This is a genomic window from Lentzea indica (genome assembly GCF_012184385.1).
In the GTDB taxonomy this organism is placed as follows: Bacteria; Actinomycetota; Actinomycetes; order Mycobacteriales; family Pseudonocardiaceae; genus Lentzea; species Lentzea indica.
Genome location: NZ_VSRL01000051.1, coordinates 1 through 24,903, shown reverse-complemented (window position 1 = coordinate 24,903; position 24,903 = coordinate 1). Strand labels below are relative to the sequence as shown.

General features: G+C 68.1%; 19 protein-coding genes and 1 pseudogene. 11 read left to right on the top strand and 9 right to left on the bottom strand.

What is annotated here, in order from left to right:
- Positions 1 to 114: 114 nt before the first annotated feature.
- Positions 115 to 798, bottom strand: a complete 684-nt coding sequence (locus tag FXN61_RS16690; RefSeq protein WP_167974942.1) for a DUF2306 domain-containing protein — start codon at positions 796 to 798, stop codon at positions 115 to 117.
- 89 nt (positions 799 to 887) lie between these two features.
- Between FXN61_RS16690 and FXN61_RS16685 the strand changes: the two genes are divergently transcribed.
- From FXN61_RS16685 to FXN61_RS16645, 9 genes and pseudogenes are all read left to right on the top strand, one after another.
- Positions 888 to 1,103, top strand: a complete 216-nt coding sequence (locus tag FXN61_RS16685; RefSeq protein ID WP_167974940.1) for an RNA-binding S4 domain-containing protein — start codon at positions 888 to 890, stop codon at positions 1,101 to 1,103.
- Between the two features lie 364 nt (positions 1,104 to 1,467).
- Positions 1,468 to 2,959 (top strand): annotated as a pseudogene (locus tag FXN61_RS16680) (sugar transferase).
- A 14-nt stretch (positions 2,960 to 2,973) separates the two neighbouring features.
- The gene (locus FXN61_RS16675) at positions 2,974 to 3,996 is read left to right on the top strand and encodes a Gfo/Idh/MocA family protein (protein WP_312877791.1); all 1,023 of its coding nucleotides are present in this window, start codon (positions 2,974 to 2,976) and stop codon (positions 3,994 to 3,996) included.
- Positions 3,996 to 5,015 carry an NAD-dependent epimerase/dehydratase family protein gene (locus FXN61_RS16670; RefSeq protein WP_167974936.1) on the top strand — a complete coding sequence of 340 codons (1,020 nt, stop codon included), beginning with the start codon at positions 3,996 to 3,998 and terminating at the stop codon, positions 5,013 to 5,015. Before FXN61_RS16675 ends, FXN61_RS16670 begins: the two co-directional genes overlap by 1 nt.
- 91 nt (positions 5,016 to 5,106) lie before the next feature.
- Positions 5,107 to 6,267, top strand: coding sequence for a DegT/DnrJ/EryC1/StrS family aminotransferase (locus FXN61_RS16665; RefSeq protein WP_312877790.1), 1,161 nt, complete (start codon positions 5,107 to 5,109; stop codon positions 6,265 to 6,267).
- 148 nt (positions 6,268 to 6,415) lie between these two features.
- A complete protein-coding gene (locus FXN61_RS16660) occupies positions 6,416 to 11,197 on the top strand; it encodes a DUF4082 domain-containing protein (RefSeq protein ID WP_167974934.1) in 4,782 nt (1,593 codons plus the stop codon).
- Positions 11,194 to 11,841: a NeuD/PglB/VioB family sugar acetyltransferase gene (locus tag FXN61_RS16655; RefSeq protein ID WP_167974932.1), complete on the top strand. Its 648-nt coding sequence runs from the start codon at positions 11,194 to 11,196 to the stop codon at positions 11,839 to 11,841. Before FXN61_RS16660 ends, FXN61_RS16655 begins: the two co-directional genes overlap by 4 nt.
- Positions 11,838 to 12,917: a DegT/DnrJ/EryC1/StrS family aminotransferase gene (locus FXN61_RS16650; protein WP_167974930.1), complete on the top strand. Its 1,080-nt coding sequence runs from the start codon at positions 11,838 to 11,840 to the stop codon at positions 12,915 to 12,917. Before FXN61_RS16655 ends, FXN61_RS16650 begins: the two co-directional genes overlap by 4 nt.
- On the top strand, positions 12,914 to 13,474 hold the full coding sequence (locus FXN61_RS16645; RefSeq protein ID WP_167974928.1) for an acyltransferase: 561 nt from the start codon (positions 12,914 to 12,916) through the stop codon (positions 13,472 to 13,474). Before FXN61_RS16650 ends, FXN61_RS16645 begins: the two co-directional genes overlap by 4 nt.
- A gap of 351 nt (positions 13,475 to 13,825) precedes the next feature.
- Here FXN61_RS16645 and FXN61_RS16640 read toward each other — a convergent pair whose 3' ends face one another.
- The 3 genes from FXN61_RS16640 to FXN61_RS16630 form a co-directional block, all read right to left on the bottom strand.
- On the bottom strand, positions 13,826 to 15,004 hold the full coding sequence (locus tag FXN61_RS16640) for an HNH endonuclease signature motif containing protein (RefSeq protein WP_167974926.1): 1,179 nt from the start codon (positions 15,002 to 15,004) through the stop codon (positions 13,826 to 13,828).
- 316 nt (positions 15,005 to 15,320) lie between these two features.
- A complete protein-coding gene (locus FXN61_RS16635) occupies positions 15,321 to 16,655 on the bottom strand; it encodes an O-antigen ligase family protein (protein WP_167974924.1) in 1,335 nt (444 codons plus the stop codon).
- Positions 16,634 to 17,473, bottom strand: a complete 840-nt coding sequence (locus FXN61_RS16630; protein ID WP_167974921.1) for a YveK family protein — start codon at positions 17,471 to 17,473, stop codon at positions 16,634 to 16,636. The genes FXN61_RS16635 and FXN61_RS16630 overlap by 22 nt, the downstream gene beginning before the upstream one ends.
- A 137-nt stretch (positions 17,474 to 17,610) precedes the next feature.
- Here FXN61_RS16630 and FXN61_RS16625 point away from each other — a divergent pair, with 137 nt between their 5' ends.
- Positions 17,611 to 18,576: a TolB-like translocation protein gene (locus tag FXN61_RS16625; RefSeq protein WP_167974919.1), complete on the top strand. Its 966-nt coding sequence runs from the start codon at positions 17,611 to 17,613 to the stop codon at positions 18,574 to 18,576.
- On the opposite strand, the gene FXN61_RS16620 is transcribed toward FXN61_RS16625, so the two are convergent.
- From FXN61_RS16620 to FXN61_RS16610, 3 genes are read right to left on the bottom strand one after another with little or no spacing between them, the layout of a single operon-like run.
- Positions 18,569 to 19,762 (bottom strand): rhamnosyltransferase WsaF family glycosyltransferase, encoded by a 1,194-nt coding sequence (locus FXN61_RS16620; protein WP_167974917.1) that lies wholly within the window; start codon positions 19,760 to 19,762, stop codon positions 18,569 to 18,571. The two genes, FXN61_RS16625 and FXN61_RS16620, sit on opposite strands and share 8 nt — an antisense overlap.
- Positions 19,759 to 21,195, bottom strand: coding sequence for a lipopolysaccharide biosynthesis protein (locus FXN61_RS16615; protein ID WP_167974915.1), 1,437 nt, complete (start codon positions 21,193 to 21,195; stop codon positions 19,759 to 19,761). The genes FXN61_RS16620 and FXN61_RS16615 overlap by 4 nt, the downstream gene beginning before the upstream one ends.
- Positions 21,192 to 22,235, bottom strand: a complete 1,044-nt coding sequence (locus FXN61_RS16610) for a glycosyltransferase (protein ID WP_167974912.1) — start codon at positions 22,233 to 22,235, stop codon at positions 21,192 to 21,194. Before FXN61_RS16610 ends, FXN61_RS16615 begins: the two co-directional genes overlap by 4 nt.
- Before the next feature lie 91 nt (positions 22,236 to 22,326).
- Between FXN61_RS16610 and FXN61_RS16605 the strand changes: the two genes are divergently transcribed.
- The gene (locus FXN61_RS16605) at positions 22,327 to 23,169 is read left to right on the top strand and encodes a glycosyltransferase (RefSeq protein WP_167974910.1); all 843 of its coding nucleotides are present in this window, start codon (positions 22,327 to 22,329) and stop codon (positions 23,167 to 23,169) included.
- Positions 23,170 to 23,223: 54 nt separating this feature from the next.
- Here the strand turns inward: FXN61_RS16605 and FXN61_RS16600 are convergent, their stop codons facing one another.
- Positions 23,224 to 24,432, bottom strand: a complete 1,209-nt coding sequence (locus tag FXN61_RS16600; RefSeq protein ID WP_167974908.1) for an MFS transporter — start codon at positions 24,430 to 24,432, stop codon at positions 23,224 to 23,226.
- Positions 24,433 to 24,440: 8 nt separating this feature from the next.
- Positions 24,441 to 24,903: asparagine synthase-related protein (locus FXN61_RS16595; RefSeq protein ID WP_188135135.1), on the bottom strand; the 463-nt coding region annotated here is incomplete at its 5' end.

Genomic DNA, 24,903 nt, shown 5'->3' with positions numbered 1-24,903 from the left:
TTGGGCGCGTCCCGCGATCGCCGAGCCCGAAACCGGCACCTTCGCCGAGGCCAAGGCTCTGGAAAAGGAGCACAGCACGATTCAGAACAGCAAGGCGGCACGTACCGTGGCCTGTCACGCCACGGACGCGCTCGACTGCGCTGACCTGCTCGAGATGCTGGGCCTCAACGCTGCGGAGGGCAAGGCGCGGGTGTAACCCCGCGACTGGATCCACCACTCGGCCACCAGCAGGTTCACCACGAACGACAGCCAGTTCGCGGTGGCGAAGACGAGCAGCCCGTCCCCGTCGGGCTGCAGTGCGCCGAGCAGCAGGCCCCACAGCCGGCCGGTCACGGCGGCGCTGGTGAGAGCGAAACCGCGGATCATCCAGATCCGGTGTTCGCCGAACCGGCGCTGCCGTGCGGTCCGCAAGCCATGGACGGCGCTGATGAACCACAGCGCCGACAGCACCGTCAGCGGCCCTGACGACGCCAGCCCGTACAGCGACAGCTGGGCGCACACCAGGCCGAGCAGAGACGACGGCAGCACCGCCCCGAAGTAGACGCGGCCCATCACCCGATGCACGCGCGGATGCCGCGCGCGCAGGCCGGGCCAGAACTGCGATACACCCGCGAGGATCGCGGCCGTTCCGGTGAAGATGTGCGCGACGAGCAGGCCGTAATGAACCGGGCCGTGCAGATCCGGCCGCGCCTGACTCATGTCCAGCGTCACGTACGCGCTCGCGGCGAAGATCGTTATCGCCACGCAGACCACTCCGGACACCGCCAACCAGGCGACGTACCCCCAAGAAGTTTTCATGCTTCAAGGCTGTCAACGACTTCACCCGGATGCGCTGGGGTGCGCCCCCGAGCGAGCGGTGGGGTGCGCCCTACTGGGATGATGGGCTCATGCGGACGGTGGAGATCTCCGAAGAGCCGATCAGGCTAGGGCAGTTCCTCAAGCTGGCTCAGCTCGCCGAGGACGGCGCGCACGCCAAGGAACTCATCGAGGACGGAGAGGTCCACGTCAACGGCTCTGTGGAGCTGCGGCGCGGAGCACAACTGCGCGACGGCGACGTCGTGGTCGTCGAGCATGACGAGGTGCGCATTTCTGTTCGACAGTAGGCATTACTCCGTTCAGCGGTAAGAGCATGCACAATCACAGTCGATCGGACTAGGGTCCGAAGACCTGTTCTGAACCATTCTCGCGCGCCATACGTAACCTTAATGTCCCTTGTGGACATCAGGAATCGTCTTGCGAGGCCAAGGTTTTCAGACGGTGAGACGCGCGTCACGTCCGGTATTCGGTCATCGGGGAAACTTTTTTCCGGGGCCTGTAACGCGGATGCCACAACTGGCGAATCACCGGTTGCGAGCTTCGGCAGCCGAGCCTGAATGCGGCGTTACCGAAGATCGAAGGTTGAAGGTCCTCGGGGTGACCTGCGTAGGTACACGTCCGGAATCGCCGCTGAGCCGGGGAGTCAGAACGATGAGTGAGCAGGTCCGCGCTGCCCGTGACGTCGACGGTCTGCGCTCCACGCTCAACCCGCTGTCTGAACACAGACAGACTCACCCACCCGTAGCCCGTTGGGAAAGCCGCTACCGCTACGCCGTGATCACGGCTGACGTGCTGACGATCGCCCTGGTCGTCATCGCCGTCGGCGCGATCATGGACATGCGGCACGCTGCCTTTGGCCCGCTTTCCCTTGCACTGCTGGACGTACTCACAGTAGTTGCCGTGGTCGGCTCTCTCGCGATCAACCGCGTGTGGACGTCGACCGTTCTCGGCCAGGGAGCCGAGGAGTTCCGAAGACTTGGCCGGGGTTTGTTCGGTGCCGTCGTGGCGCTCGGTCTTGGAGCGCTCGCCGTCGACATCCCCGGCGCCCGCCTGTGGGTCTTCGTAGTGGTTCCCGCGATCGCCCTGGTCGCGTTCCCGATGCGTTACCTCCTGCGCCGCCCTCTGCACCGCGGCCGCAGTGAAGGGCGCTTCCTGCTGTCCGTCCTCGCCGCCGGCAACCTGGACACCGTCGAGGACCTCATCCACCGCACCAAGCGCGTCGCCCACCTCGGCTGGCGCGTGGACGCGGTCTGCACCATCGACGGTCGCGGCCGCTCCGGCACCGAGGTCGACGGCGTGCCCGTCGTCGGCCAGCTGCGCGAGCTCGCCGAGCACGTCCGCCGCGGCGGCTACCGCATCGTCGCCGTCACACCCGACGCCTACTGGACGCCTCGCCGGCTGCAGCAGCTCGCCTGGGCGCTGGAGGGTTCCGGTGCCGAGATGGTCGTGTCGCCCGGCCTGATGGAGGTCGCGGCCGCGTCTGCACATGAGCGCCGTGCTCGGCATGCCGCTGCTGCGGGTGAGCGAACCGGCACTGAGCGGCTTCCGCCGTCTGGTCAAGGACGTCGTCGACCGCGTCGGCGCATTCCTGTTGCTGATCCTATTGGCGCCGTTGATGTTCGCTGTCGCCGCCTTCGTGATGATCGACAGCCGTGGTCCCGTGTTCTACCGCCAGAAGCGGGTCGGCAAGAGCGGCGTGCCGTTCACGATCATCAAGTTCCGCACCATGGTCACGAACGCCGACGTGCTGCGCGCCAGGCTGGCCGCCGTCAACGAGGGCCACGGTCTGCTGTTCAAGATGAAGAAGGACCCGCGCATCACCAGGGTCGGCACGTTCCTGCGCCGCTACTCGATCGACGAGCTGCCGCAGCTGTTCAACGTCCTCGCGGGCAGCATGTCGCTCGTCGGTCCACGCCCGCCGTTGCCGGAGGAGACCGCGAAGTACTCCTCGGACGTGCGGCGCCGCCTGCTCGTGAAGCCGGGGTTGACGGGTCTGTGGCAGGTGAGCGGACGCAGCGACCTGTCGTGGGAGGAGTCGATCCGCCTCGATCTGCGCTACGTCGAGGACTGGTCGCTCGCGCTCGACGCCGTGATCTTGTGGAAGACCTTCCGTGCCGTCTTCGGCGGTCAGGGGGCCTACTGATGGAGAAATCTCCTGTGATTGGCATTGCTGTCATCGGTGCCGGGTACTGGGGGCCGAACCTCGTTCGCAACGCCCAGGCGACGCCCTCGCTGCGCCTGCGCTACCTGTGCGACCTCGACGTCGACAAGGCCCGGCGCGTGCTGGGGGAGTACTCGACCGTGCGCGCCACGGCGTCGCTGGACGAGGTGCTCGCCGACCCCGAGGTGCACGCGGTCGCGATCGCGACGCCCGCGGCCACGCACCTGCCCGTCGCGCTGGCGGCGTTGGAGGCCGGCAAGCACGTCCTGGTGGAGAAGCCGCTCGCGGCCACCTTCGAGGACGGCCTGAAGCTCGTCGAGGCCGCGGAAGAACGCGGTCTCACGCTGATGCTGGACCACACGTTCGCGTACACGTCGGCCGTGCAGCACCTCCGCGAGATCATTCGCGGCGGCGAGATCGGTGACATCCAGTACATCGACTCGGTGCGCATCAACCTCGGCCTGGTCCAGCCGGACGTGGACGTGCTGTGGGACCTCGCCCCGCACGACCTGTCGATTTTCGAGGCGATCCTGCCCGACGACGTCACGCCCGTGGAGGTCGCGGCGCACGGCTCGGACCCGATCGGAGCCGGTGTCGCGTGCGTCGGTCACCTGACGGTCCGGCTGTCCAACGGCGCGATCACGCACGTGCACGTGAACTGGCTGTCGCCGACCAAGATCCGCACGATGGTCATTGGCGGTTCGCAGCGCACGGTGGTGTGGGACGACAACAACCCGGCGCAGCGACTGTCCATTTACGACCGCGGCGTCGACCGTTCCGAGGAACAGCAGAAGATCTCCTACCGCACCGGCGACATGGTCGCGCCGGCGCTGGTGGAGCGCGAGGCACTGCGCACGATGATGGCCGAGTTCGCCGCGTCCATCACCGAGAAGCGCCCGCCACTGACCGACGGCCGCGCGGGTCTGCGCGTGCTGGCCGTGCTGGAGGCGGCGTCGGAGTCGCTGCGCACCGGCGGAGTTTTCGTTCCCGTTCAACAAGTGGAAAGCAGGGTTTCTTGATGTCGGCCCAGCAGGATCTGGCCCAGCAGGATCTGGCCCAGCAGGATCTGGCCCAGCCCATCGCCGGTCAGCGCGCGCTCGTCACGGGCGGCGCGGGCACGATCGGGTCGTCGGTGGTGGACCAGCTCGTCGAGGCCGGCGCGGCGGAGGTCGTCGTGCTGGACAACTTCGTGCGCGGCCGCCGGGAGAACCTGGCCCAGGCGCTCGAGTCCGGCGTCGTCAAGATCGTCGAAGGCGACATCAACGACAAGGCCCTGGCCGGCGAGCTGACCGCGGGCAAGGACCTCGTCTTCCACCTCGCCGCCATCCGCATCACCCAGTGCGCCGAGGAACCGCGTCTGGCGCTGGAGTGCCTCGTCGACGGCACGTTCACGATCCTGGAGGCCGCCGCGGCCGCCGGTGTGAAGAAGGTCGTCGCGTCGTCCTCGGCGTCGGTGTACGGGCTCGCGGAGTCGTTCCCGACCAACGAGCGGCACCACCCGTACAACAACGACACCTTCTACGGCGCCGCGAAGGCGTTCAACGAAGGCACGCTGCGCAGCTTCAAGGCCATGTACGACCTCGACTACGTGGCGCTGCGCTACTTCAACGTGTACGGCCCGCGGATGGACGTCCACGGCCTGTACACCGAGGTGCTCATCCGCTGGATGGAGCGCATCGCCGACGGCAAGTCGCCGCTGATCTTCGGTGACGGGGCGCAGACGATGGACTTCGTGCACGTGCACGACATCGCCCGCGCGAACATCCTCGCCGCCAAGGCGCCGGTGACGGACGCGGTGTACAACATCGCGTCCTCCAAGGAGACCTCGCTCAAGGAGCTCGCCCTCGCGTTGCTTGCCGCGATGGACTCCGACCTGCCGCTGGAGCACGGCCCGGAGCGCAAGGTGAACGGCGTGACGCGCCGGCTCGCCGACATCAGCGCCGCTGCCACCGACCTTGGGTGGAAGCCCGAGATCGAGATGGACGGCGGCCTGCGCGACCTCGTCGCGTGGTGGCGCTCCGAGAAGCAGGACGCGTAACCCGCACGTCAGTTGGGACGTCTGCAAGTACTACCAACTCGCTGTTGGTGGTACTTGCAGACACCAGAACCGCTAACGAGAAGGTAGAGCTGTGATTCCGGTTATGCGGCCGTTGCTCGGTGAGGAAGAGGCGCTCGCCGCCGCCGAGGCCGTGCGGTCCGGGTGGGTGGCGCAAGGGCCGAGGGTTCGCCAGTTCGAGGAGGCGTTCGCCGCGTCCGTCGGCGCTGGGCACGGTGTCGCCGTGTCCTCCTGCACCACGGGCCTGCACCTCGCCGTGCACCTGCTCGGCGTCGGTCCCGGCGACGAGGTCGTCGTGCCGTCGCTGTCGTTCATCGCGACCGCGAACGCCGTGCGCTACACCGGCGCGACACCGGTGTTCGCCGACGTCGACGCGAAGACGGGCAACCTGACAGCGTCCACAGTGGAACCGGTCCTCACCGCCAGGACGCGTGCGGTGATGGTCGTGCACCAGGCCGGCGTGCCCGCGGACGTCGACGCGCTCAAGGCGTTGTGCGAGCCGCGCGGCATCTCGGTGATCGAGGACGCGGCCTGCGCGGCGGGCTCCACCTACAAGGGCAAGCCGGTCGGCACCAACGCGCTGCTGGCGGCCTGGTCGTTCCACCCGCGCAAGCTCCTCACCACCGGTGAGGGCGGCATGGTCACCACGGACGACGCGGACTGGGCCGTTCGGCTCAAGCGGTTGCGGGAACACGGGATGAGCGTGTCCGCGGCGGACCGCCACAACGGCGGTGCCGCGGTCATCGAGCAGTACCTGGAGACCGCGTTCAACTACCGGATGACCGACATCCAGGCAGCCGTCGGCCTGGTCCAGTTGTCCAAACTGGACGCGATCATCGCCCGTCGCCGTGAGCTGGCCGCCCGCTACCACGAGTTGCTCGCTCAGATCGATGTGGACAGTGCTTCCCCGATCACCGCGGTTCGTGACCCTGAGTACGGCACGACGAACTACCAGTCGTTCTGGGTCTGGCTGCCCGAGGGCGCGCCGGATCGCCAGGAAGTCCTTGCGGGCCTTGCCGAACGTGGAGTGTCGGCACGGCGCGGAATCATGGCGTCACACCTCGAACCCGCCTACGAGGGTCACCCCAGCGCCCCGCTGCCGGTGACGGAGGCGTTCACCGCCAGGACGCTGATTCTCCCGCTCTTCCACGACATGACCGCGCACGACCAGGACACCGTCGTGTCAGCGTTGTCGGCAACTCTCCACGCACCCCATCTGACCCTACGTGGTTGAAAGATAAAGATTCAGCTTGAACCGGAACATTTTTGTGTTGGCACGTAACAGCTTCCATCAAAACGCCGACGTTCGGAGTAGCAGCCCTGTGCTGTCCAGCGTAGTGCGCGGATCACACACGGTAACTCCGTCCGAGAGGTGAAAACCCATGGTGGCTCAGCAGTCGCGTCTCGTGCGGGTGCTTGTGATCACGGCATTGGTCGCTTCCACGATGTTCGTGCTCGGGGTCTTCAACGCGCCCAACGCCAACGCCGCTCCCTGTGACTTCCCGGTCACCAACAAGGTCGCGTGCGAGAACACGCAGCCCGGTGCCGACAACTGGCAGGCCCAGTACCGCGACGACGCGATCCTCGGCTACACCACCGACATCAGCTACAACGTCGGCCAGACCGTCAGCTTCAAGATGCTGACGTCCGCGTCGTCGTACAAGCTCGACATCTACCGGCTCGGTTGGTACGGCGGCAAGGGCGCGCGGTACATGGGCACGGTCAACCGGAACACGCCGCAGAACCAGCCACCATGTCTGCGGGACGGGCCGACCGCGCTCATCGACTGCGGCAACTGGGCAGTCTCGGTGACCTGGAACATCCCGTCGACGGCGGTCTCCGGCATCTACTACGCGCGCCTGACGCGCAACGACACCGGCGTGCAGAACGAGATCGTGTTCGTCGTCCGCGACGACGCGTCCACGTCGAAGGTCTTCTTCCAGACCTCCGACGCCACCTGGGTCGCGTACAACCGCTACGGCGGCAACAGCCTCTACTTCGGTGACGGCCCCGGCCAGGGCGGTTCGTCGTACAAGGTCAGCTACAACCGCCCGTACACCGGCGGTGACGGCGACGAGAACTTCATCTTCAACGCCGAGTACCCGATGCTGAGATTCCTGGAGCGCAACGGGTACGACCTCAGTTACACCACCGATGTGGACTCGGCGCGGCGCGGGAACCTGATCAAGAACCACAAGGTGTTCATGGCCGTCGGCCACGACGAGTACTGGTCGAACGAGCAGATGGCGAACGTCATGGCCGCTCGTGACGCCGGCGTGCACATGGCGTTCCTGACCGGCAACGAGATCTTCTGGAAGACCCGCTACGAGAAGAGCATCGACTCCTCCCAGACCGACTGGCGCACCGTGGCGTGCTTCAAGGAGACCAAGGGCACCCAGAACGACGGCCTGAACGACTGGACCGGCACGTGGCGCGACCCGCGCTACAGCCCGCCACAGGACGGCGGAAGACCGGAGAACGCGTTGCTGGGCAACATGTTCACCGTCAACGGCCGGCGTGACGACGCGCTGCAGGTACCGGCCGCGTACGGCAAGATGCGGCTCTGGCGCAACACCGACCTGCAGAACATGACCTCCGGCACCACGTACACGTTCGAGCCCGGCACGCTGGGCTACGAGTGGAACACCGTGTACGACAACGGCCACCAGCCCGCCGGCGTGGCCCAGATGTCGCGCACCACGGTCAACCTCGACGGCTACTACGGGCTGAAGAACTACGGCGACGAGTACGGCTCTGGCCCCGAGACGCACGCGATCACGTACTACCGGGCACCTTCCGGCGCGCTGGTGTTCGGCGCGGGCACGGTGCAGTGGGCGTGGGGCGTCGACGACGAACACGCGTTCCTCACCAACACGCCGACCTCGGACAAGCGGATCAAGCAGGCGACCGTCAACTTCCTCGCGGACATGGGCGTGCAGCCCTACCAGCTGTGGGGAGCGGACCAGCTCGTCATCTCCGGCGCCATCAACGACAACGCGGCACCCGGCGTGCAGATCACGAACCTGCCGTCGCAGTCCACGGTCGGCCAGCCCTACACGTTCAGCGGCACGGTGATCGACGCGTCCGGCCGCGTGGCGGGCGTCGAGGTCTCCACCGACGGCGGCACCCGCTGGCACTACGCCACCTGGCAGGCCGGTCAGACGACGTGGAGCTACACCTACACGCCGTCGCAGTCCGGTGCCGCGGCACTGCGCGTCCGCGCCGTCGACGACTCGCTGAACCTGTCCACGCCGGTGCAGGCGTCACCGAACGTCGGCGCCCGCACCTGCCCGTGCGGCATGTTCTCCGGCCAGGAGGTCCCGAAGATCACCTCCGCAGACGACAGCTCGCAGCTGGAGCTCGGCGTGAAGTTCCGCGCCGCCAGCAGCGGCTACGTCCGCGGCGTGAAGTTCTACAAGGGCACCGGCAACACCGGCACGCACACCGGTTCGCTGTGGTCGGCCAACGGTGACCTGCTCGCCACCGGCACGTTCGCCAACGAGTCGCCCACGGGCTGGCAGACACTGCTCTTCCCGTCGCCGATCGCGGTGACCGGCAACACGACCTACGTGGTCTCGTACTTCACGCCGACCGGCCACTTCGCGTACGACACCGGCGGGTTCTTCAACCAGCAGGCGTACATGGAACCGGTCACCGGCCTGAAGTCCGGTGTGGACGGACCGAACGGCGTGTTCCGCTTCGGCGCCGGCTTCCCGAACAACACGTTCGACCACACGAACTACTGGGTCGACGTGGTGTGGGCGCCGGACCCCGGTCCCGACACCCGCGCCCCGGTCCAGACCGCGATGTCCCCGGTGTCCAACGCCGGTTCGGTCGCGCTGAACACCACCGTGTCCGGCACGTTCGACGAGAACGTCACGCTGAACTCCGCCCAGGTCACGGTGACCGGCCCGGCCGGTGCGGTGACCGGCACGAAGTCGCTGTCGGCTGACGCCCGCACGGTGACGTTCACGCCGTCCGCACCGCTGGCGGCCGCCACGTCCTACACGGTCACGATGAAGGCCGCGGACGCGTCGAACAACCTGTCCTCGCAGGCGAACTGGACGTTCACGACCGGCTCGCCCCGCCCGGCGGCCTGCCCGTGCACGATCTGGGACGACTTCGCGGGACCCGCCGTGATCGACGCCGGTGACACGAACCAGGTCGAGGTCGGCACCAAGGTCCGCTTCGACGGCAAGGGCGAGGTGCTCGGCGTCCGGTTCTACAAGGGCACCGGCAACACCGGCACGCACACCGGCTCGCTGTGGACCTCCACGGGTCTGCTGCTCGCGACCGGAACGTTCACCGCCGAGACCACGTCCGGCTGGCAGAAGCTGATGTTCAACTCGCCGGTGCAGGTGCAGGCGAACACGACCTACGTCGTGTCGTACTACGCCCCGAACGGCCGTTACTCGGTCAGCTCCGGCTACTTCAACGGCCAGGGCGCGGACTACCAGTCGCTGCACGCCCTGCCGAACGGCGTGGACGGCGGCAACGGCGTCTACCGCTACGGCAGTGGCGGCGGGTTCCCGAACTCGTCGTACAACGCCACGAACTACTGGGTCGACGTCATCTACCGCAACGGCCTCAACGGCGACACCACGCCGCCGTCGCTGACGAACCGCACGCCGGCCGTCGACGCGACGAACGTGGGCCTGCAGAGCACGCTGACGGCGACGTTCAACGAGCCCGTCGACCCGGCGTCGGCGCAGATCTGGCTGACGGACCCGAAGGGCGGCAAGCTCTCCGGCTCGGTGTCGTTGTCCGGTGACCAGAAGACGGTCACGTGGACGCCGTCCGGCAAGCTCGTCCCCGGCACGCGGTACCAGGCGCGCGTGGGCATCGCGGACGTCAACGGCATCGCGATGCCGACGCCCGCGGAGTGGGGCTTCACGACCACGACAACGCCGACCTGTCCGTGTTCGCTGTTCAGCACGGCGACCGTGCCGACGGTGACGTCGGCCGATGACGGCGGCGCGTACGAGCTGGGCGTGCGGTTCAGCCCGACCCAGTCGGGCCAGATCACCGGTGTCCGCTTCTACAAGGGCGCGGGCAACACCGGCACGCACACGGGCTCGCTGTGGAGCGCCTCCGGTCAGAGGCTCGCGACCGGCACGTTCTCCGCGGAGACCGCGACCGGCTGGCAGACGCTGACGTTCGCGCAACCGGTGATCGTCAGCGCCGGGCAGACCTACACCGCGTCGTACACGACCACCACCGGCCACTACGCGGTGAACGGCGGGTACTTCTCGACGGGTCCGGTGAACTCGGGACCGCTGATGGCACCGCAGGAGCAGAACGGCGTGTTCGCGCCGGGCTCCGGGTTCCCGACGATGACGTACGGCTCTGGCAACTACTGGGTCGACGTCGTCTACCAGCCCAACGCGGACAACGACGCCCCGGTGCACCAGTCGCACACGCCGCTGTCCGGGGCGTCCGAAGTGGACCTGACGTCGGCGGTCACCGCATCGTTCAACGAGGCGGTCGACCTGAGTGATGCGCAGTTCACGGTCAGCGATCCCGGTGGCGCTCGCATCGCCGGAACGCTGGCGTTGTCGCCGGACGGCAGGATGGTCACGTTCACGCCTGCCGCGAGGCTCGCGGCGTCCACCGTGTACTCGGTGTCCGTGAAGGTCGCGGACACGTTCGGCAACATGATGGCGAACCCGGTCACGTGGTCGTTCACGTCGGCGACGACGCAGACCTGTCCGTGCTCGCTGTTCAGCGCGGCGACCGTGCCGACGGTGACTTCGGCTGATGACACCAGCGCGTACGAGCTGGGCGTGAAGTTCACCTCCACGGCCAACGGCCAGATCACCGGCGTGAAGTTCTACAAGGGCGCCGGCAACACCGGTACCCACACAGGGTCGCTCTGGTCCGCGGACGGCACCCGTCTGGCAACCGGCACGTTCTCGAACGAGACCGAGTCGGGCTGGCAGACGCTGACGTTCTCGTCGCCGGTGTCGATCACGGCCGGGACCACGTACGTGGCCTCGTACACGACCACCACGGGTCACTACGCGGTGAACGCCGGCTACTTCGGCACGGTGACCTCATCGCCGCTGAGCGCCGCACCGTCGGCCGGTGTGTTCACCTCCGGGTCCGGGTTCCCGACCTCGACCTACAACGGTGGCAACTACTGGGTGGACGTGGTGTTCCAGTGACGGTTCGGCCGTTGCTGCTCATCGGGGCAGGCGGACTCGCTCGCGAGGTGATCGCGACGGTCCGCCTCCTCCCGGACGTCTGGCGGCTCGCTGGTGCGCTGGACGACTCCACCGCCCTGCACGGCACCCTGATCGACGGGGTGCCCGTGCTGGGCGGGCTCGACCAGATCGGTGAACATCCGGACGCGGCCGTCGTTTGTTGCGTTGCGAACGCGCGGCGGCCGCTGTCCCGCCTTTCGCTTGCTGTGCGTCTCGGGCTGCCGGACGAGCGATGGGCGACCGTCGTGCATCCGTCGGCCGTCACGTCCGGTGCCTCGTTGGGTGTGGGCACCGTTGTGCTGGCGGGTGTCGTGATCACGACCCCGCTTTCTGTCGGCCGGCACGTGGTGGCGATGCCCCACGTGCTGATCACCCACGACGACGTCGTTTCGGACGGCGTGACGTTCGCCGGCCGTGCGTCGCTCGGCGGGAGTGTTTTCGTGGGGGAGTCCGCGTACCTGGGCCAGGGCTCGATGGTGCGCGAGGGGTGCAAGATCGGCGCCGGTGCCGTGGTGGGCATGGGAGCCGTTGTCCTGCAGGACGTTCCGGCAGGAGAGACGTGGGCCGGCGTGCCGGCCCGCCCGTTGCGTGGGGAGAGCGCGTGATCGAGATTCCGCTGGTGGACCTGCGTGCCCAGCACGAGCAGGTGGCCGACGAGGTGGCCGACGGCTGGGCAGAGGTGCTCAAGACGACAGCCTTCATCAACGGTCCGCAGGTCGCCAGGTTCGAGTCGGAATTCGCTGCCTACCAAGAGGTTCCGCACGCCATCGGTGTCGGCAACGGCACCGACGCGATCGAGCTCGCGCTGCGTGCACTGGGCGTCGGCCACGGTGACGAGGTCGTCCTGCCCGCCAACACGTTCATCGCCACCGCCGAGGCGGTCGCCCGTTGCGGCGCCACCCCGGTGCTCGTGGACTGCGTCGACGACACACTGCTGATCGACGTCTCCGCCGTTTCCTCGGTGGTCACCTCCCGCACCAAGGCCGTCGTGCCGGTGCACTTGTACGGCCAGGCCGCGCCGGTCGAGCTGCTGCACGGTCTGCCGGTCGTCGAGGACGCCGCACAGGCCCAGGGCGCTCGCCGCAACGGTGTCGCCGTCGGTGGCCTGGGCGTCGCCGCCGCCACCTCGTTCTACCCCGGCAAGAACCTCGGCGCCTACGGCGACGGCGGCGCGGTGCTCACCACTTCGGATGCCGTCGCGGAGTCCGTGCGGTTGCTGCGCGAGCACGGTTCGCCGCGCAAGTACGAGCACCCGGTGCTCGGCTTCAACAGCCGCCTCGACACGCTCCAGGCCGTGGTGCTGTCCGCGAAGCTGCGCCGGCTGGAGGGCTGGAACCAGTCCCGCCGCGCCGCCGCCCAGCGCTACACCGACATGCTGGCTTCCGCTGAGCGCGTGCGGGTTCCGGTGGTCCTCGACGGCAACCTGCCCGTCTGGCACCTGTACGTCGTGCGCGTGCCGGACCGCGACCGCGTGCTGTCCGCCCTGCACGCCGCGGGAATCGGCGCCGGCATCCACTACCCGACGCCGCTGCACAAGACCGGCGCGTTCGCTCACCTGACGGGGTCGTTCCCGGTCGCCGAGTCGTCGGCCGCGGAAATCCTGTCGCTACCGTTGTTCCCGGAGATCACCGAGTCGCAGCAGGCTCGGGTCGTCGAAGCGCTGACGGAGGCATTGCGATGAGCGGCGTGCGAGTGCACCCCCAGGGACTGTGCGAGTCCGACGACGTCGGCGAGGGCACGCGCGTGTGGGCTTTCGCGCACGTGCTGCCAGGCGCGCGCATCGGCCGTGACTGCAACATCTGCGACGGCGCGTTCGTCGAGTCGCGCGCGGTGCTGGGCGACAACGTGACGGTGAAGAACGGCACGTTGGTCTTCGACGGCGTGACGTGCGAGGACGACGTGTTCCTCGGCCCGAACGTGTTGTTCACCAACGACCTGCGGCCTCGCGCACACATCAAGAAGACCGGCAACGCCCTGGAGACCACGCTGGTGCGCCGCGGCGCAACGCTCGGCGCGGGCACGGTGGTCGTGTGCGGCACCGAGATCGGCGAGCACGCGTTCGCCGCCGCCGGCTCGGTCGTCACGCGCTCGGTGCCGGCGCACGCGTTCGTGGCGGGCAACCCGGCGGTCGTGAAGGGCTGGGTCTGCGCGTGCGGTGCGCGGCTCTCAGCCGACCACACGTGCCCCGAGTGCGGTGCCCGGCACGAGGAGACCCCGGACGGCCTGAAGGCTGTCTAACGCCTCCCGTGGAGCCGCCGTAGTCCGGGTTGCCGTAGTCCGGGTTTCCGGGGTGCGGCGGCGTCTGGCGCTGGCCATGTTCCTTGCCGCCGCCCCCCGCGTTCCGCATTTCTGCGGGTGTGAGTTGACCATGGTTTCGTGACATCTACTAGAGGGCGCCAGGCGTGGATCGGGACAAGTTTCACCTGTCTGGGTGACCTGCGCTGGGCGGCCTAGGCCCCGGCGAATCTAGGCCGGGCGACCCGCGCCGGTGGCCTACCCCGGGCGGCCTACCCCGGGCGGCCTGTGCCGGGGGCCTATGCCGGGGGCCTATGCCGGGCGACTTAGGCCGGGCGACCCGCGCCGGGCGGTCTAGGCGGTGCGCAGCAGGTTGCGTTGTGGTCTTCGTTGCGGGTCGATGAACGCGGGCGGGCGGAAGACCGGTAGTCCGCCGATCATCTGGACCTGCCAGTCCGACTGGTGGACGAGGTCGTGGTGGCGGCGGCACAGCAACACGAGGTTGCCGAGGATTGTTTCACCGCCGTCGGACCAGTAGCGGATGTGGTGGGCTTCGCAGTGTTTGGGCGGTCTGGTGCAGCCGGGGAAGGCGCATCCTGCGTCTCTGGCGACGAGCACGCGGCGCAGGCCCGCGTTGATGGTCCTGGTCTTGCGGCCGACGTCGTAGATCTGGGAGCGGCTGCCGAGCAGCACGGGGATGATGCCGCTGTCGCAGGCGATTTTGCGGACCTGGTTCATCGGGATGTGCTCACCGTTGTCGAGGCGGGCGGTGCCGATGCCCGCGCGGAGCTTGTCGTAGTCGACGGTGACGGTGAGCTGGACGCGCTCGCCACCGCAGATGCGGTACTGGTCGGCGCGCAGGGCGAGGTCGACGATCTCGCAGAACGCGTCGCCCTCCCGTTCCGGCGCGAACCTCACGTCGTCCGGTTCGGGTTTGGCCAACGGGTCGATCAACGCGTCCAGCTTCGCGCCGGTCTCCGCGTCGACGTCGGCGAACAGCTGGTACCGGCCACCCTGCCACCGGCGCCGCACCACGTTGCGCGGCTGCACCGGCTCTGGCTCCTTGGGTTCGGGGCCGTCCTGGTCGAGCCGGTAGGCGAGCTCCTTGCAGAACGCCTTGGCTGAACGGGGTTCGTGCCGCAGCGCGTACTCGACGACGTGCTCCTCGGCTGCGGCAGGCAGCGCGGCCATCGCCTCGGCAAGAACCTCAACGTGATCCTCGGACAGCGCGCCGTCCGCCATCGCCGCTGCGACTCCGGGCAGCGCGGGTTCGACCCTGGAACCGGTCGGCGTCACCGTGGGACACAAAGCCTTGGCCTGTGCGAGTTTGCGGCGCGACACCTTGGGATCCCAACGCAACGCGTGCTTGAACACCTCGACGAGATCCTTGTACCCCAACGTTTCCGCCGCACCCTGCTGATCGAGCGCGCCGACGATCTCCACGATCTGGAACTGAAGCTGTTGCAGCGCACGAACTTTCCGCTTGAGCTCGTCGAGGAGCTCAAGCGGTGAAGCAAGTCCGAGTGCTGACATGCGTCCATTGTGGCATGAACACGTGTTCGAATTCCATTCCACAATCGGGTGAAGTCGCAGGTCAGACCCCCTATGGCACCGTGCGCACAAACTCTCTCTTGTACGCAACACGCCCCTAGGGACCACCCACGCAACCGACGCCAACGCACGCAACAGCACCACGCCCCGCAACCACCTACGGACGCCAACCACAGAAACTCGGTCCGGCACACGCCCGACGGAGGAGGGCATGTGCCGGGTCGGCGAAAGGCGAAGCCGTGCCGCCCCAACGCAACCGCCGCCCGTCAACGCAACGCGACAACCGCCGCCCACCGGGTCAGCCGGCCCGCCCCTCACCAACCACCACAGACCGAGCCGCAACGACCTCCTGCTTGGCAACCCGCAGCAACGCCCCAGAAACCCCGATCAACAGGAAAGTCATCCCAGTGGCCACGCTGAAGCTCAGCGAGTCGAACGTGGCAGCACCCAGCGCCGACGTCAGCATCGCGCTGACGAGGCACACCGCGATCCCGCGCACGTTCTCGTTCTTCGACAGCGAGCGGGCCCGCAGCGCCGCGAAGATGCCGCCGATGAACAGCAGGACGTAGGCCAGCAGCCCCAGGTAGCCGTTCTCGATCATCGTCAGCAGGTACTGGTTGTCGAGGATCGTGTACTTGGACGGGAGGAACGTGCCGAATCCGCGGCCCATCCACGGGTGCTTGGCGATCTCGAACCACGCGCCGTCGTAGTCCTTGGTGCGGCCCTGGAACGACGGGTCGTCCTCGATGTTGGAGAACATCGACGTCACCGTGCCGAACAGGCCCGGTACCACGGCCGAGGCGCCGCCCAGGAACAGCGCGCCGACACCGAGCAGCGGCAGGCCGCGTTGGCGTGGGAGCAGCAGGCCGAGCACCAGGCCGGTCACGACGAGGCCGATGATGGCCGTGCGGGACAGCGACAGGATCGCCATCAGGCTCAGCAGCGACAGCGCCGTCCACCAGCGGCCGACGGGTTCGCCCCGGTCGCGGGCCTGGAACACGAAGTGCGCGGCGAACGGCACGCCCAGGACGCAGACCAGGCCGAACTCGATGGGGTGGTTCACGGTGCCCGCCGGGCGGTAGAAGATCGACCGCGACTCCAGCGCCGAGTAGCCGTTGTCCTGCACGCGCAGGCCGGGCAGCGTCACGTACGACGCGAGGTCGATGCCGAGTCCGAACTGGATCAGGCCGATGAACGCGCCGAACGTCAGGCAGCCCACCATGACCCTGAGCACGCGGCTCAGCCGTTCGCCACTGCGGACCGCGTCGCAGACGAACACCGCGAGTGCCGACATCGCCACGATCCGGATCAGCGCGGAGTCCGACACCGACAGTTCGTCGGCGGGCAGGTAGCGGCGGGTGGCGATGGCGTACGTGGTCAGGTGCAGGATCACGTACACCGCGAGGAGCGTGCGGACCGCGTTGCGGCCCTTGGCCATCGACAGATGATCCACGAGGTGGGCGGCGAACCACAGCACCGCGAGGCACAGCGCCACGAACAACGCCGGCGGCAGCGTGATCGGGACGAACGCGATGGTGAACCTGGCAGGGACGACGAGCAGAGCCAGCAGGTAGAAGATCAGCAGCGTGGCTCCGTCGGCACGCTGCTGGGTCAGTCGTCTTTGGTCGGCCATGCCGGGTTCGGCTTGGGCGCGGGGATGATGACAGTCTTCTGGTGCGCGTTCGGCACGCCCTGGCCCTGGATCGGGGGCCGTTGCGGGGGCGCGCCGTTGGCCTGCGGCTGCGGCCGGGCCGGGGGAGCGTGCGAGGGCGGCGGTGGGGAAGCGTCCTTCTCGGACGGTGGCGCGCCGGATTCCTTGCGGCGTTTGATCGTCAGCAGGATCGAGTCGGCGGCGAACGTCGAGGCGATCGTCAGCAGCAACAACACGACCGTGGCGGCGCCGACGTACCGGACCTTGCCGCCGATCTTGGCCGACGCCGTGGTCGGCTTCACCAGGATCTGCGCCGTGATGAACGTCTGCTCAGGCGCGTTGAGCGCCTTCTGCTGCGAGGCGAGCTCGGCCACGGTCTTGTCGAGCACCTTGCCGACCAGGCCCTCTGCCGCCACGGCGGAGTCGGCCTCGGTCGAGACGAACAGCAGCGGGCCGCCGACAGGGCCCGTGTTCGCGGTGTAGGTCGCCGTCGAGCCCTTGCCCGCCAGCTCCTCCGCCGTCTTCGGGTCGCCCAGGACCTGGGTCAGGATCTGCGCGGTGGTCGTGAGGCTGCCGTCGAACTGCAGCAGCGGGTTGACCTTGACCACGTCCTCGGGCTTGGTCTTCTCCGAGTAACGTCCACCGGCCGCGGGGGAGGTGAGGACCAGCACGCCGCTCGACTCGTAGCGGGTCGGCACCGTGATGTAGACGTACAGGGCGAGGACACCGGTGAGCAGCACCGCGGGCAGGGCTATGTACCACCGCCGCCGCAGCACTCGTACGGTTCCCCAGAAGTCCATCAAAATCCCCGATCCGCGGCTCGGTCTTGCGAACGCGATGTTCGTAGGGTATCGCCTGCCTGGAAAATCGGAGTTAGCTGCCAACTGTTACAGGCTGTAGCCCCTGAGCGATGAAGAAGAGGAACCCAGGAGGCAGCATGCGTGCAGGACGACTGACCGTGACCATCGCGGCCATTCTCGTGGTCGTCGGTGGGACAGCGGCTTACGTCGTCACGGCCGCCGGCGACGCGAACGAGCCGGCGGGCACCGAGCACGTGTCGCAGGCCAAGGTCGGCGATCTGCTGTTCGTCGATCTCGCCGGTGGGCAGAACCGGGTCGAGAAGCTGGCCGGCAGCGGTGCCCGCACGCCGACCGACATTGCCTGCCAGCGGTTTTACGCCGCGAGCGGCACGAGCGTGTGCCTCAAGCTGGCCGGTCCCGGCCCGTCCTACGCCGCCGAGGTCAGCCGTGACGGCAAGCCGGTCAAGTCGGTCGCGCTGCCTGGCATCCCGAGCAGGGCGAAGGTGTCTCGGTCCGGGAACGTGGTGTCGTGGACCAGTTTCGTCACTGGCGACTCGTACTCGGTGCCCGGAGGGTTCTCCACCCGCACCGGGTTCCTCGACGTGCGCACCGGGGAGACCGTCGAGTCGCTGGAGCACTTCACCGCCACTGTCGAGGGTTCCGTGCTCACCGCGCGTGACGTCAACTACTGGGGACTGACCGTCGGCTCCGACGACCGGACCTTCTACGCGACCCTCGCCAGCGGTGGCTTCACGTGGCTGGTCAAGGGCGATCTCGCCGCCAAGACGGTGACGTCGTTGCGCCGTGACGCCGAGTGCCCGTCGCTCTCGCCGGACGGCACGAAGGTCGCCTACAAGAAGCGCATCGGCCGCCTCGGACCGTGGGACCTGGCCGTGCTCGACCTCGCCAGCAACACCGAGAAGCGGCTTCCCGGCACGGCAGGCATCGACGACCAGGCGACCTGGCTGGGCGAGAACGAGCTGGCGTTCGCCGCGGTGCCCAAGGACGCCAAGCTGCCCGCGGTTCACATCGTCCCCGCTGATGGCTCGCAGCCCGCGAAGGTCCTGATCCCGGACGCCACTTCGCCGTCTCCTGTCACGTAGAGAGCTCGCGGCGGAGCACCTTCTCGAGCTCGTGTCCTGCCGCATCCCAGGAACGTCCCTCCACACTGGACGCGGCCGCGCGGGCGACCGTGTCGAAGTCCGGCGATGTGACCACTTCGGACAACGCACGCGCCAGTGAGTGCGGGGTGGGTGCCGCGTACCGGACGTGGTCGTTGTCCAGGACCACGCGGTTGAAGTGCGCGTCGTTCACCACGGGCACGCACCCGGCGGCGAGCATCTCGTGCGGCACGAGCGACACGTTGGTCATCGACAGCGACAACCCGGCGAAGCAACGGTTGTAGATGGCGTTGAGGTCGTCGGGCGTGACGAGGCCGTGGTCGACGAACTGCGGCCCCGGTTGCCCGATCTTCTCGCCGTAGACGTGGATCTTCAGGTCGGGGTGCTTCTCGGCGAACAGCTCCAGCGCGAGCAGGCCGAGCTCGAACGCGCGCCGCGGTGCTTTGCGGCGGGCGTAGAACACGATGCCGTCGCGCTGGGAGTCACCGAGCTTGTACCTGTCGGCGTCGCAGCCGAAGTCGAAGTGGTCGGCGGGCATGCCGTGCTCGTCGCGGACCTTGTCGGCGAGGAACCGGCCGGCGGTGAAGCCGTGCATGCCCATCCGGTACGTGTTCTCCGCCAGTGCGTACAGCCCGCCGGACGGGTAGAACCACGGTTCGTAGTCCTGGACCAGGTAGAACCTCTTGCCCGCGCACGGGTCGTTGAACGCCGGGTACGCGGTGATCCACGCCGTTGCGAACACCGCATGCGCGTCGGCCATCCCGTCGGTCACGTCGTGGATCGAGCCCTTGAAGAACGGGAAAGCGTCCCGCACCACCGGTTCGAGGTCGGCGACCGTGTTGCCGAACGTCTCGTACAGGTACAGCCTGCACTCGTGGCCGAGCGACTCGAGGTGCCGGATGAGCCGGAACATCGTGGTGTGGCCACCGGATCCCTTGGACGGGGGAGTGGTCACCCAGTTGATCGTGAGCTTGCCGTCCTGGCCGATCGGCGGGATCACCACGGGCTTGCGCGACTCGACGTCGGCCTTGCGGACGTCCTCCAGGCGCACGGGCATCTCTTCGCCCTCGCCGCCGAGCCTGCGGGTCGCGGCGGTGAGCAGGCGGACGCCGAGCTGCCGGGCGCCCTGCTCGCGCACGATCTTCGTGACCTGTCTCAGTCGTCTCACGGGGTGGCCTTCTTCCGCAGCACGGCAAGGACTTCGTGTCTCATCGGGAGCACCACGAGCGCGTAGGCGAGGCAGGACAGGGCGCCGCCGACGAGGATCTGCAGCACCTCGCTGTCGATCACGCTTCTGACTCCGAGCACCACGGCGACCATCAGCACGCCACCGAGGAAGGGGCGCAGCAGCCGTGTGCCCAGCGCGCCGGCGCGGACGCCGTAGGGCTTGAAGGCGATCAGGTACGCGGGCGTGATGACCACGACGGCGACGATCACGTGCGCCGCCGCGACCCCGCGGATGCCGTCGAACTTCGCGCCCAGCGCCAGCAACGGCACCAGCGCGGCCAGCCAGACCAGGTGGATCCACAGGATCGCCCGCGACCGTCCCGCGGACGCCAGGAAGTCGTAGCCGAGCTCGAGGGCGACGCGCACGGCGCCGAGCAGCACGAGCAACGCCAGTGCGGTCGCCGCGGGTGCCCAGCGTTCGCCGTAGACGACGCGGATGAGCGGCTCGGCCAGTGCGGCCAGGAGCACGCACGCGGGGACCGTGACGAGCGCCAGGAGACCGAGGGCGCGGCCGAACGACCTCTGGAACAGCTCGGGGTCCTCGCGGACCTTCGAGAACGCGGCCAGCGAGACGCTGCGCACGGGCGCCGAGAACGCCGCCACCGGCCAGCTCGCGAGGTTGAACGCCAGCAGGTAGAAGCCGAGCTGGACCGTGCCGAGCATCGCGCCGACCACGATGTAGTCGACGTTCATGACACCGAAGATCAGCAGGCTCGACCCGGCCAGCGGCAGGCCGAACGCCAGCAGTTCCTTCGCCTGGACCGGATTCCAGCCGGGGCGGAAGCGGTCCTTGGTGAGCCAGAACATGATGACCGCGGCGGAGAGGTTCTGCGCGATCCGCTGCCACGCGAGGCTCCACGCGCCGAAGCCCATGAAGGCGAGCACCACCGCGACGGCCGTTCCGCAGAGGAACGCGGCCGTGTCGGCGTAGAACTTGTGGTCCTGGCGGAAGTTGCGCTGCATCATCGCGCCAGGCACCGCGCTGGCGCCGGCGATCACCAACGCCACCGCCATGAGCTGGATGACGCCCGTTGCCTCCGGGGCGTCCATCGCGTTCGAGAACCAGGGCGCGCCCACCACGCAGATCAACGCCAGCAGCGTGCCGGACGCGAGCGACAACGTGGTGACCGTCGGTGCCATCTCGTCGACCGGGCCGTTGGTGCGGACCAGGGCGGCGCTGACACCGAGCTCGGAGACGCTCAGGACGATGTTGAGGACGACGAGCGCGACCGCGAAGACACCGAACTGCTCGGGGGCGATCAGGCGCGCAAGCAGGACGCTGATGCCTACGGCGGCGAGCCGTTGCAACAAGGAGTTGATGGCGCTCCAGCGGATCGCCGAAGAGACCTTGCTTTCGAGTTGCTGCGTGCTCACCACTCGCCCCGCCACTTCCAGCGCTGCGTGCCCGCCCACAGCTTGGCGCGCTTGTACGCGTGCGGTGCGAGGAACAGCTGGGTGCGGCTGAGGAACGACGGGCTGAACTTCTGGCGGCGCAGCAGTGCCCGGTACTCCGGCAGTTCCTCCAGCGCGGGGTACGTCTCGCGAGCGAAGTCGAGCAGCTCCTTCTCAGTGCCGTCGAGCTGGTCGCGGTCGTGCAGCCGGACCGCGCGCCACAGGGCGTCGCCCGCGATCGACTTGCGCACCAACGGCTTGAGCCTCGCGGGCAGGCCGGGGTTCTGCTCCAGCACCAGGTCGAACACGTCACGGCGCTGCTCCAGGTCGGCGAACACCGACTTGAACGTCGTGCGCATCATGGAGTTCTCGTGCACCCGGTAGTACGCGGCGGGCTTGCCGCTGACGTATCCGATGTCGGACACGGCCGCGATCCGCAGCCACATCTCCAGGTCGCCGGCGTGCGGCAGGTCGGCGCGGTAGCCGCCGACCTTCTGCTGGACCTTGGTGCGCACCACGACCTCCGGCGAGGAGATCACGTTGCGGCTGCTGCGGAAGCGGTTCTCGATCCACTCGTCACCGCGCCAGACCCTGGACCTGGTCGGCAGCTGGGTGACCTTCGGCAACGCGTTGTGGTCGCTGTAATACACGACGCGGCCGTACACCATGCCCACGTCCGGGTTCTGCTCGAAGACCCCGGCCGCGCGCTGCAGCGCTCCTGGCGCCAGCAGGTCGTCCGCGGACAGCAGCACCGTGTAGTCGGCGCTCGCCCACTCCAGCAGACCCTCGTTGTAGGTGGCGATGTGTCCCTTGTTCACCTCGTGCCTGCGGCCCTCGACGCGCTTGTCGGCGGCCATCAGCTCGGCCATCACCTCGGGTGTGTTGTCCGATGACGTGTCGTCGATCACAAGCACCCGCACGTCCACGCCGGGCTGGTCGAGAACACTGCGAACACAGGCCGGCAGGAAGTGGGCGTAGTTGTAACAGGGGATCACGACGTCCACTGTGGGAAGCGTTGGCACAACCTAGCTATCGGTATCGCCCGGCATTCGTTAGCGCCGCAACGTTTTGGGCCCATCGGGCGATGTAGGGATGACCGGAGTAAGGGGAGTCATGGACCACGTCATCCTGACGCGCTTCAACCTGCCTTCCAAGGGCGCCGAGAGTTACGTCCGGGCAAAGGAAGGATGGCTGACCGAACGCGTTGCGCTGTTCGAGCGCTACTGCCTGCCATCGGTTCTAGCGCAGACCGACAAACGGACGCGTTGGCTCATCTATTTCGACCCCGAATCACCAAAGTGGCTCAAGGACAAAATCGCGCAACACGGCGACGCGTACACGCCCGTTTACCGCGCAGAGGTTTCGCGGGACGAGCTGAGATCGGACATCCGGTCGCTGTACTCCCGCACCGGTGACGAGCTCATCACCACGAACCTGGACAACGACGACGGCCTGTCCGTGGACTTCGTGGAACGGCTCTGCGCCGCACCCCGCCCCACGACGACGGCGGCGTACTACCTGGTCAACGGCCTGATCAAGTCGCCGGGCGGCCTGTACCACCGGGCGGACAGGCACAACGCGTTCGTCTCGGTGCGGGAGAGCTGGGACGAGCCGGTGACGTGCTGGGCGCACTGGCACAACCACATGCACCTGCACTTCCCGGTCGTGGAGCTGGGTGGCGCGCCGGGCTGGCTGCAGGTCGTGCACGGAGGCAACGTCTCGAACCGCACGCGTGGCCGGCTGGTCTCGCCCGAGCCGTACAGGGCGTCGTTCGGTGCCTCGCTGGACGACGTGCCGGCGCCGGGTGCGCGGGCGGTGGCGCAGGACCGTCTGGTGGATCAGCCGATCCGGTTCGTGCGCGACTCCGGGCGGGTGGCGGCGAAGAACGCGGCCATGAAGGTGCTCGGCAGGAACGGCTTCGAGACGATCAAGCAGAAGCTGGCTGCTCGCGGTTGAGCGCGTTTCCGCTCACGAGCGCTTTTCTCGTGAGCGGAAGCAGATCTGATCTTGTTAATGATTCAACACAGCAGCCACGAAAAGCGTGACGGTGAGCGCACACAGCGCCACCGTCATGCCCGTTCCGAAGCTCGCGTACTGCAGCAGCAGTCCAAAAGCGACGGACGAAACGAGGCGTCCCAGCGCCTGGCCGGTCTGCACGACGGAAAGCCCTGACGCGCGCAGCGACTCCGGCGCGGTCTCGCTCACCTTGGCCGACAGCACACCGTCCGTGGCCGCGTAGAACAGGCCGTGCAGCAGCAGAGCGGCGATCGCGACGCCCATCCCGCCCTCCGGGATGAACAGCAGCGCGTACACGCCCAGCAGCAGCCCGTGGCCGACGAGGAACATCCGCCAGCGGCCCATCCCGTCGGCGAGCTTCCCGAGAGGCGCGGCGGCCGCGAGGAAGACGACCGCCGTGCCCAGCGGGAGCAGGGGCAGGTAGCCGAGCGAGATGTTCGTGGCCTTCTGCACCAGCACGTAGACGAACGCGTCTGACACCGTCGCGAGCCCCAGCAACCCGGCCGAGATGGTGGTCCTGCGGAACTGCCGGTCGTTGAGCAGCCCGAGCCCGGCCTTGAACGACGGCCGAGGCCCTTTCGGCTTCTTGTCGGTCGGTGTCTCCCGCACGAACGAGATCAGCACGATCAGGCCGATGACCGCGAACGCCGCGGACACCGCGAAGATGGGCCCCGGCACCATGCCGATCTGGGCGAGCAGCAGGAACGTCACCAGCGGCCCGAGCAGCGCGCCGAACGTGTCCATGCTGCGGTGCACGCCGAACGCGGCGCCGAGCCGGTCCTCGGGCGTGGCCAGCGAGATCATGGCGTCCCTGGGCGCCGTCCGGATGCCTTTGCCCGCCCGGTCCGCGGCCATCAGCGCGCCGATGCCGAACGGTGAGGCCCCGACCAGAGGGAAGAACACCTTCGTGGCGGCCGACAGTCCGTATCCGGCGGCCGCGACGGTCTTGGGCCTGCGGAACTTGTCCGACACCGCGCCGCCCACCAGCCGCAGCACCGCCGTGGCGCCCGTGTAGATGCCGTCCAGCAGGCCGAACTGCGCGTAGCCCAGCTGCAGCGTGAAGAGCAGGTAGACGGGCAGGAACGCGGTGATCATCTCCGCGGAGATGTCGGTCAGCAGGCTGACCGTGCCCAGCGCGAACACGGTGCCCGGCAACCGTTTGCGGAAGTCGGTCTTGGCCGGACGGGACGATGCGACGTACATGCGCGGCCCTACCAGGTCAAAGTCTGGTGCCACACCTCGAGCGACAGCAGCGTCCAGATGCGCGGCTGCTCGTTGCGGTCACCCGAGTCGTGGTCGTCGAGCAGCGAACGCACCGCGGCCCGGTCGAAGGTCTTGCCCACGAACGACGTGGGCCCGGTCAGCAGGTCGTACGCCATGTCCCGCAGGCCGTCGCGGAACCAGGCGTCCAGCGGCACCTTGAAGCCCGACTTCGGGCGGTCGACGATGTCGGCGGGCAGGTGCTGGCGCGCGACCTCCTTGACGACCCACTTGGTCGTGCCGCCGCGCACCTTCACGTTGCTGGGCAACGAGAACGCGAGCTCGGCGACCCGGTGGTCGAGGAACGGAGGGCGCAGCTCCAGCGACGCGGCCATCGACATGCGGTCGCCGCGCTCCAGGAGGTTGTCGGCGAGCCAGGTGTGCGAGTCGGCGTAGAGCATGCGCCGCAACGCG

What these genes read in the sequence shown, in the direction of transcription:
- FXN61_RS16690 (WP_167974942.1), bottom strand. Translation starts at nt 798, where the DNA reads ATGAAAACTTCTTGGGGGTACGTCGCCTGGTTGGCGGTGTCCGGAGTG.
- FXN61_RS16685 (WP_167974940.1), top strand. Translation starts at nt 888, where the DNA reads ATGCGGACGGTGGAGATCTCCGAAGAGCCGATCAGGCTAGGGCAGTTC.
- FXN61_RS16670 (WP_167974936.1), top strand. Translation starts at nt 3,996, where the DNA reads ATGTCGGCCCAGCAGGATCTGGCCCAGCAGGATCTGGCCCAGCAGGAT.
- FXN61_RS16660 (WP_167974934.1), top strand. Translation starts at nt 6,416, where the DNA reads ATGGTGGCTCAGCAGTCGCGTCTCGTGCGGGTGCTTGTGATCACGGCA.
- FXN61_RS16645 (WP_167974928.1), top strand. Translation starts at nt 12,914, where the DNA reads ATGAGCGGCGTGCGAGTGCACCCCCAGGGACTGTGCGAGTCCGACGAC.
- FXN61_RS16640 (WP_167974926.1), bottom strand. Translation starts at nt 15,004, where the DNA reads ATGTCAGCACTCGGACTTGCTTCACCGCTTGAGCTCCTCGACGAGCTC.
- FXN61_RS16635 (WP_167974924.1), bottom strand. Translation starts at nt 16,655, where the DNA reads ATGGCCGACCAAAGACGACTGACCCAGCAGCGTGCCGACGGAGCCACG.
- FXN61_RS16630 (WP_167974921.1), bottom strand. Translation starts at nt 17,473, where the DNA reads ATGGACTTCTGGGGAACCGTACGAGTGCTGCGGCGGCGGTGGTACATA.
- FXN61_RS16625 (WP_167974919.1), top strand. Translation starts at nt 17,611, where the DNA reads ATGCGTGCAGGACGACTGACCGTGACCATCGCGGCCATTCTCGTGGTC.
- FXN61_RS16605 (WP_167974910.1), top strand. Translation starts at nt 22,327, where the DNA reads ATGGACCACGTCATCCTGACGCGCTTCAACCTGCCTTCCAAGGGCGCC.
- FXN61_RS16600 (WP_167974908.1), bottom strand. Translation starts at nt 24,432, where the DNA reads ATGTACGTCGCATCGTCCCGTCCGGCCAAGACCGACTTCCGCAAACGG.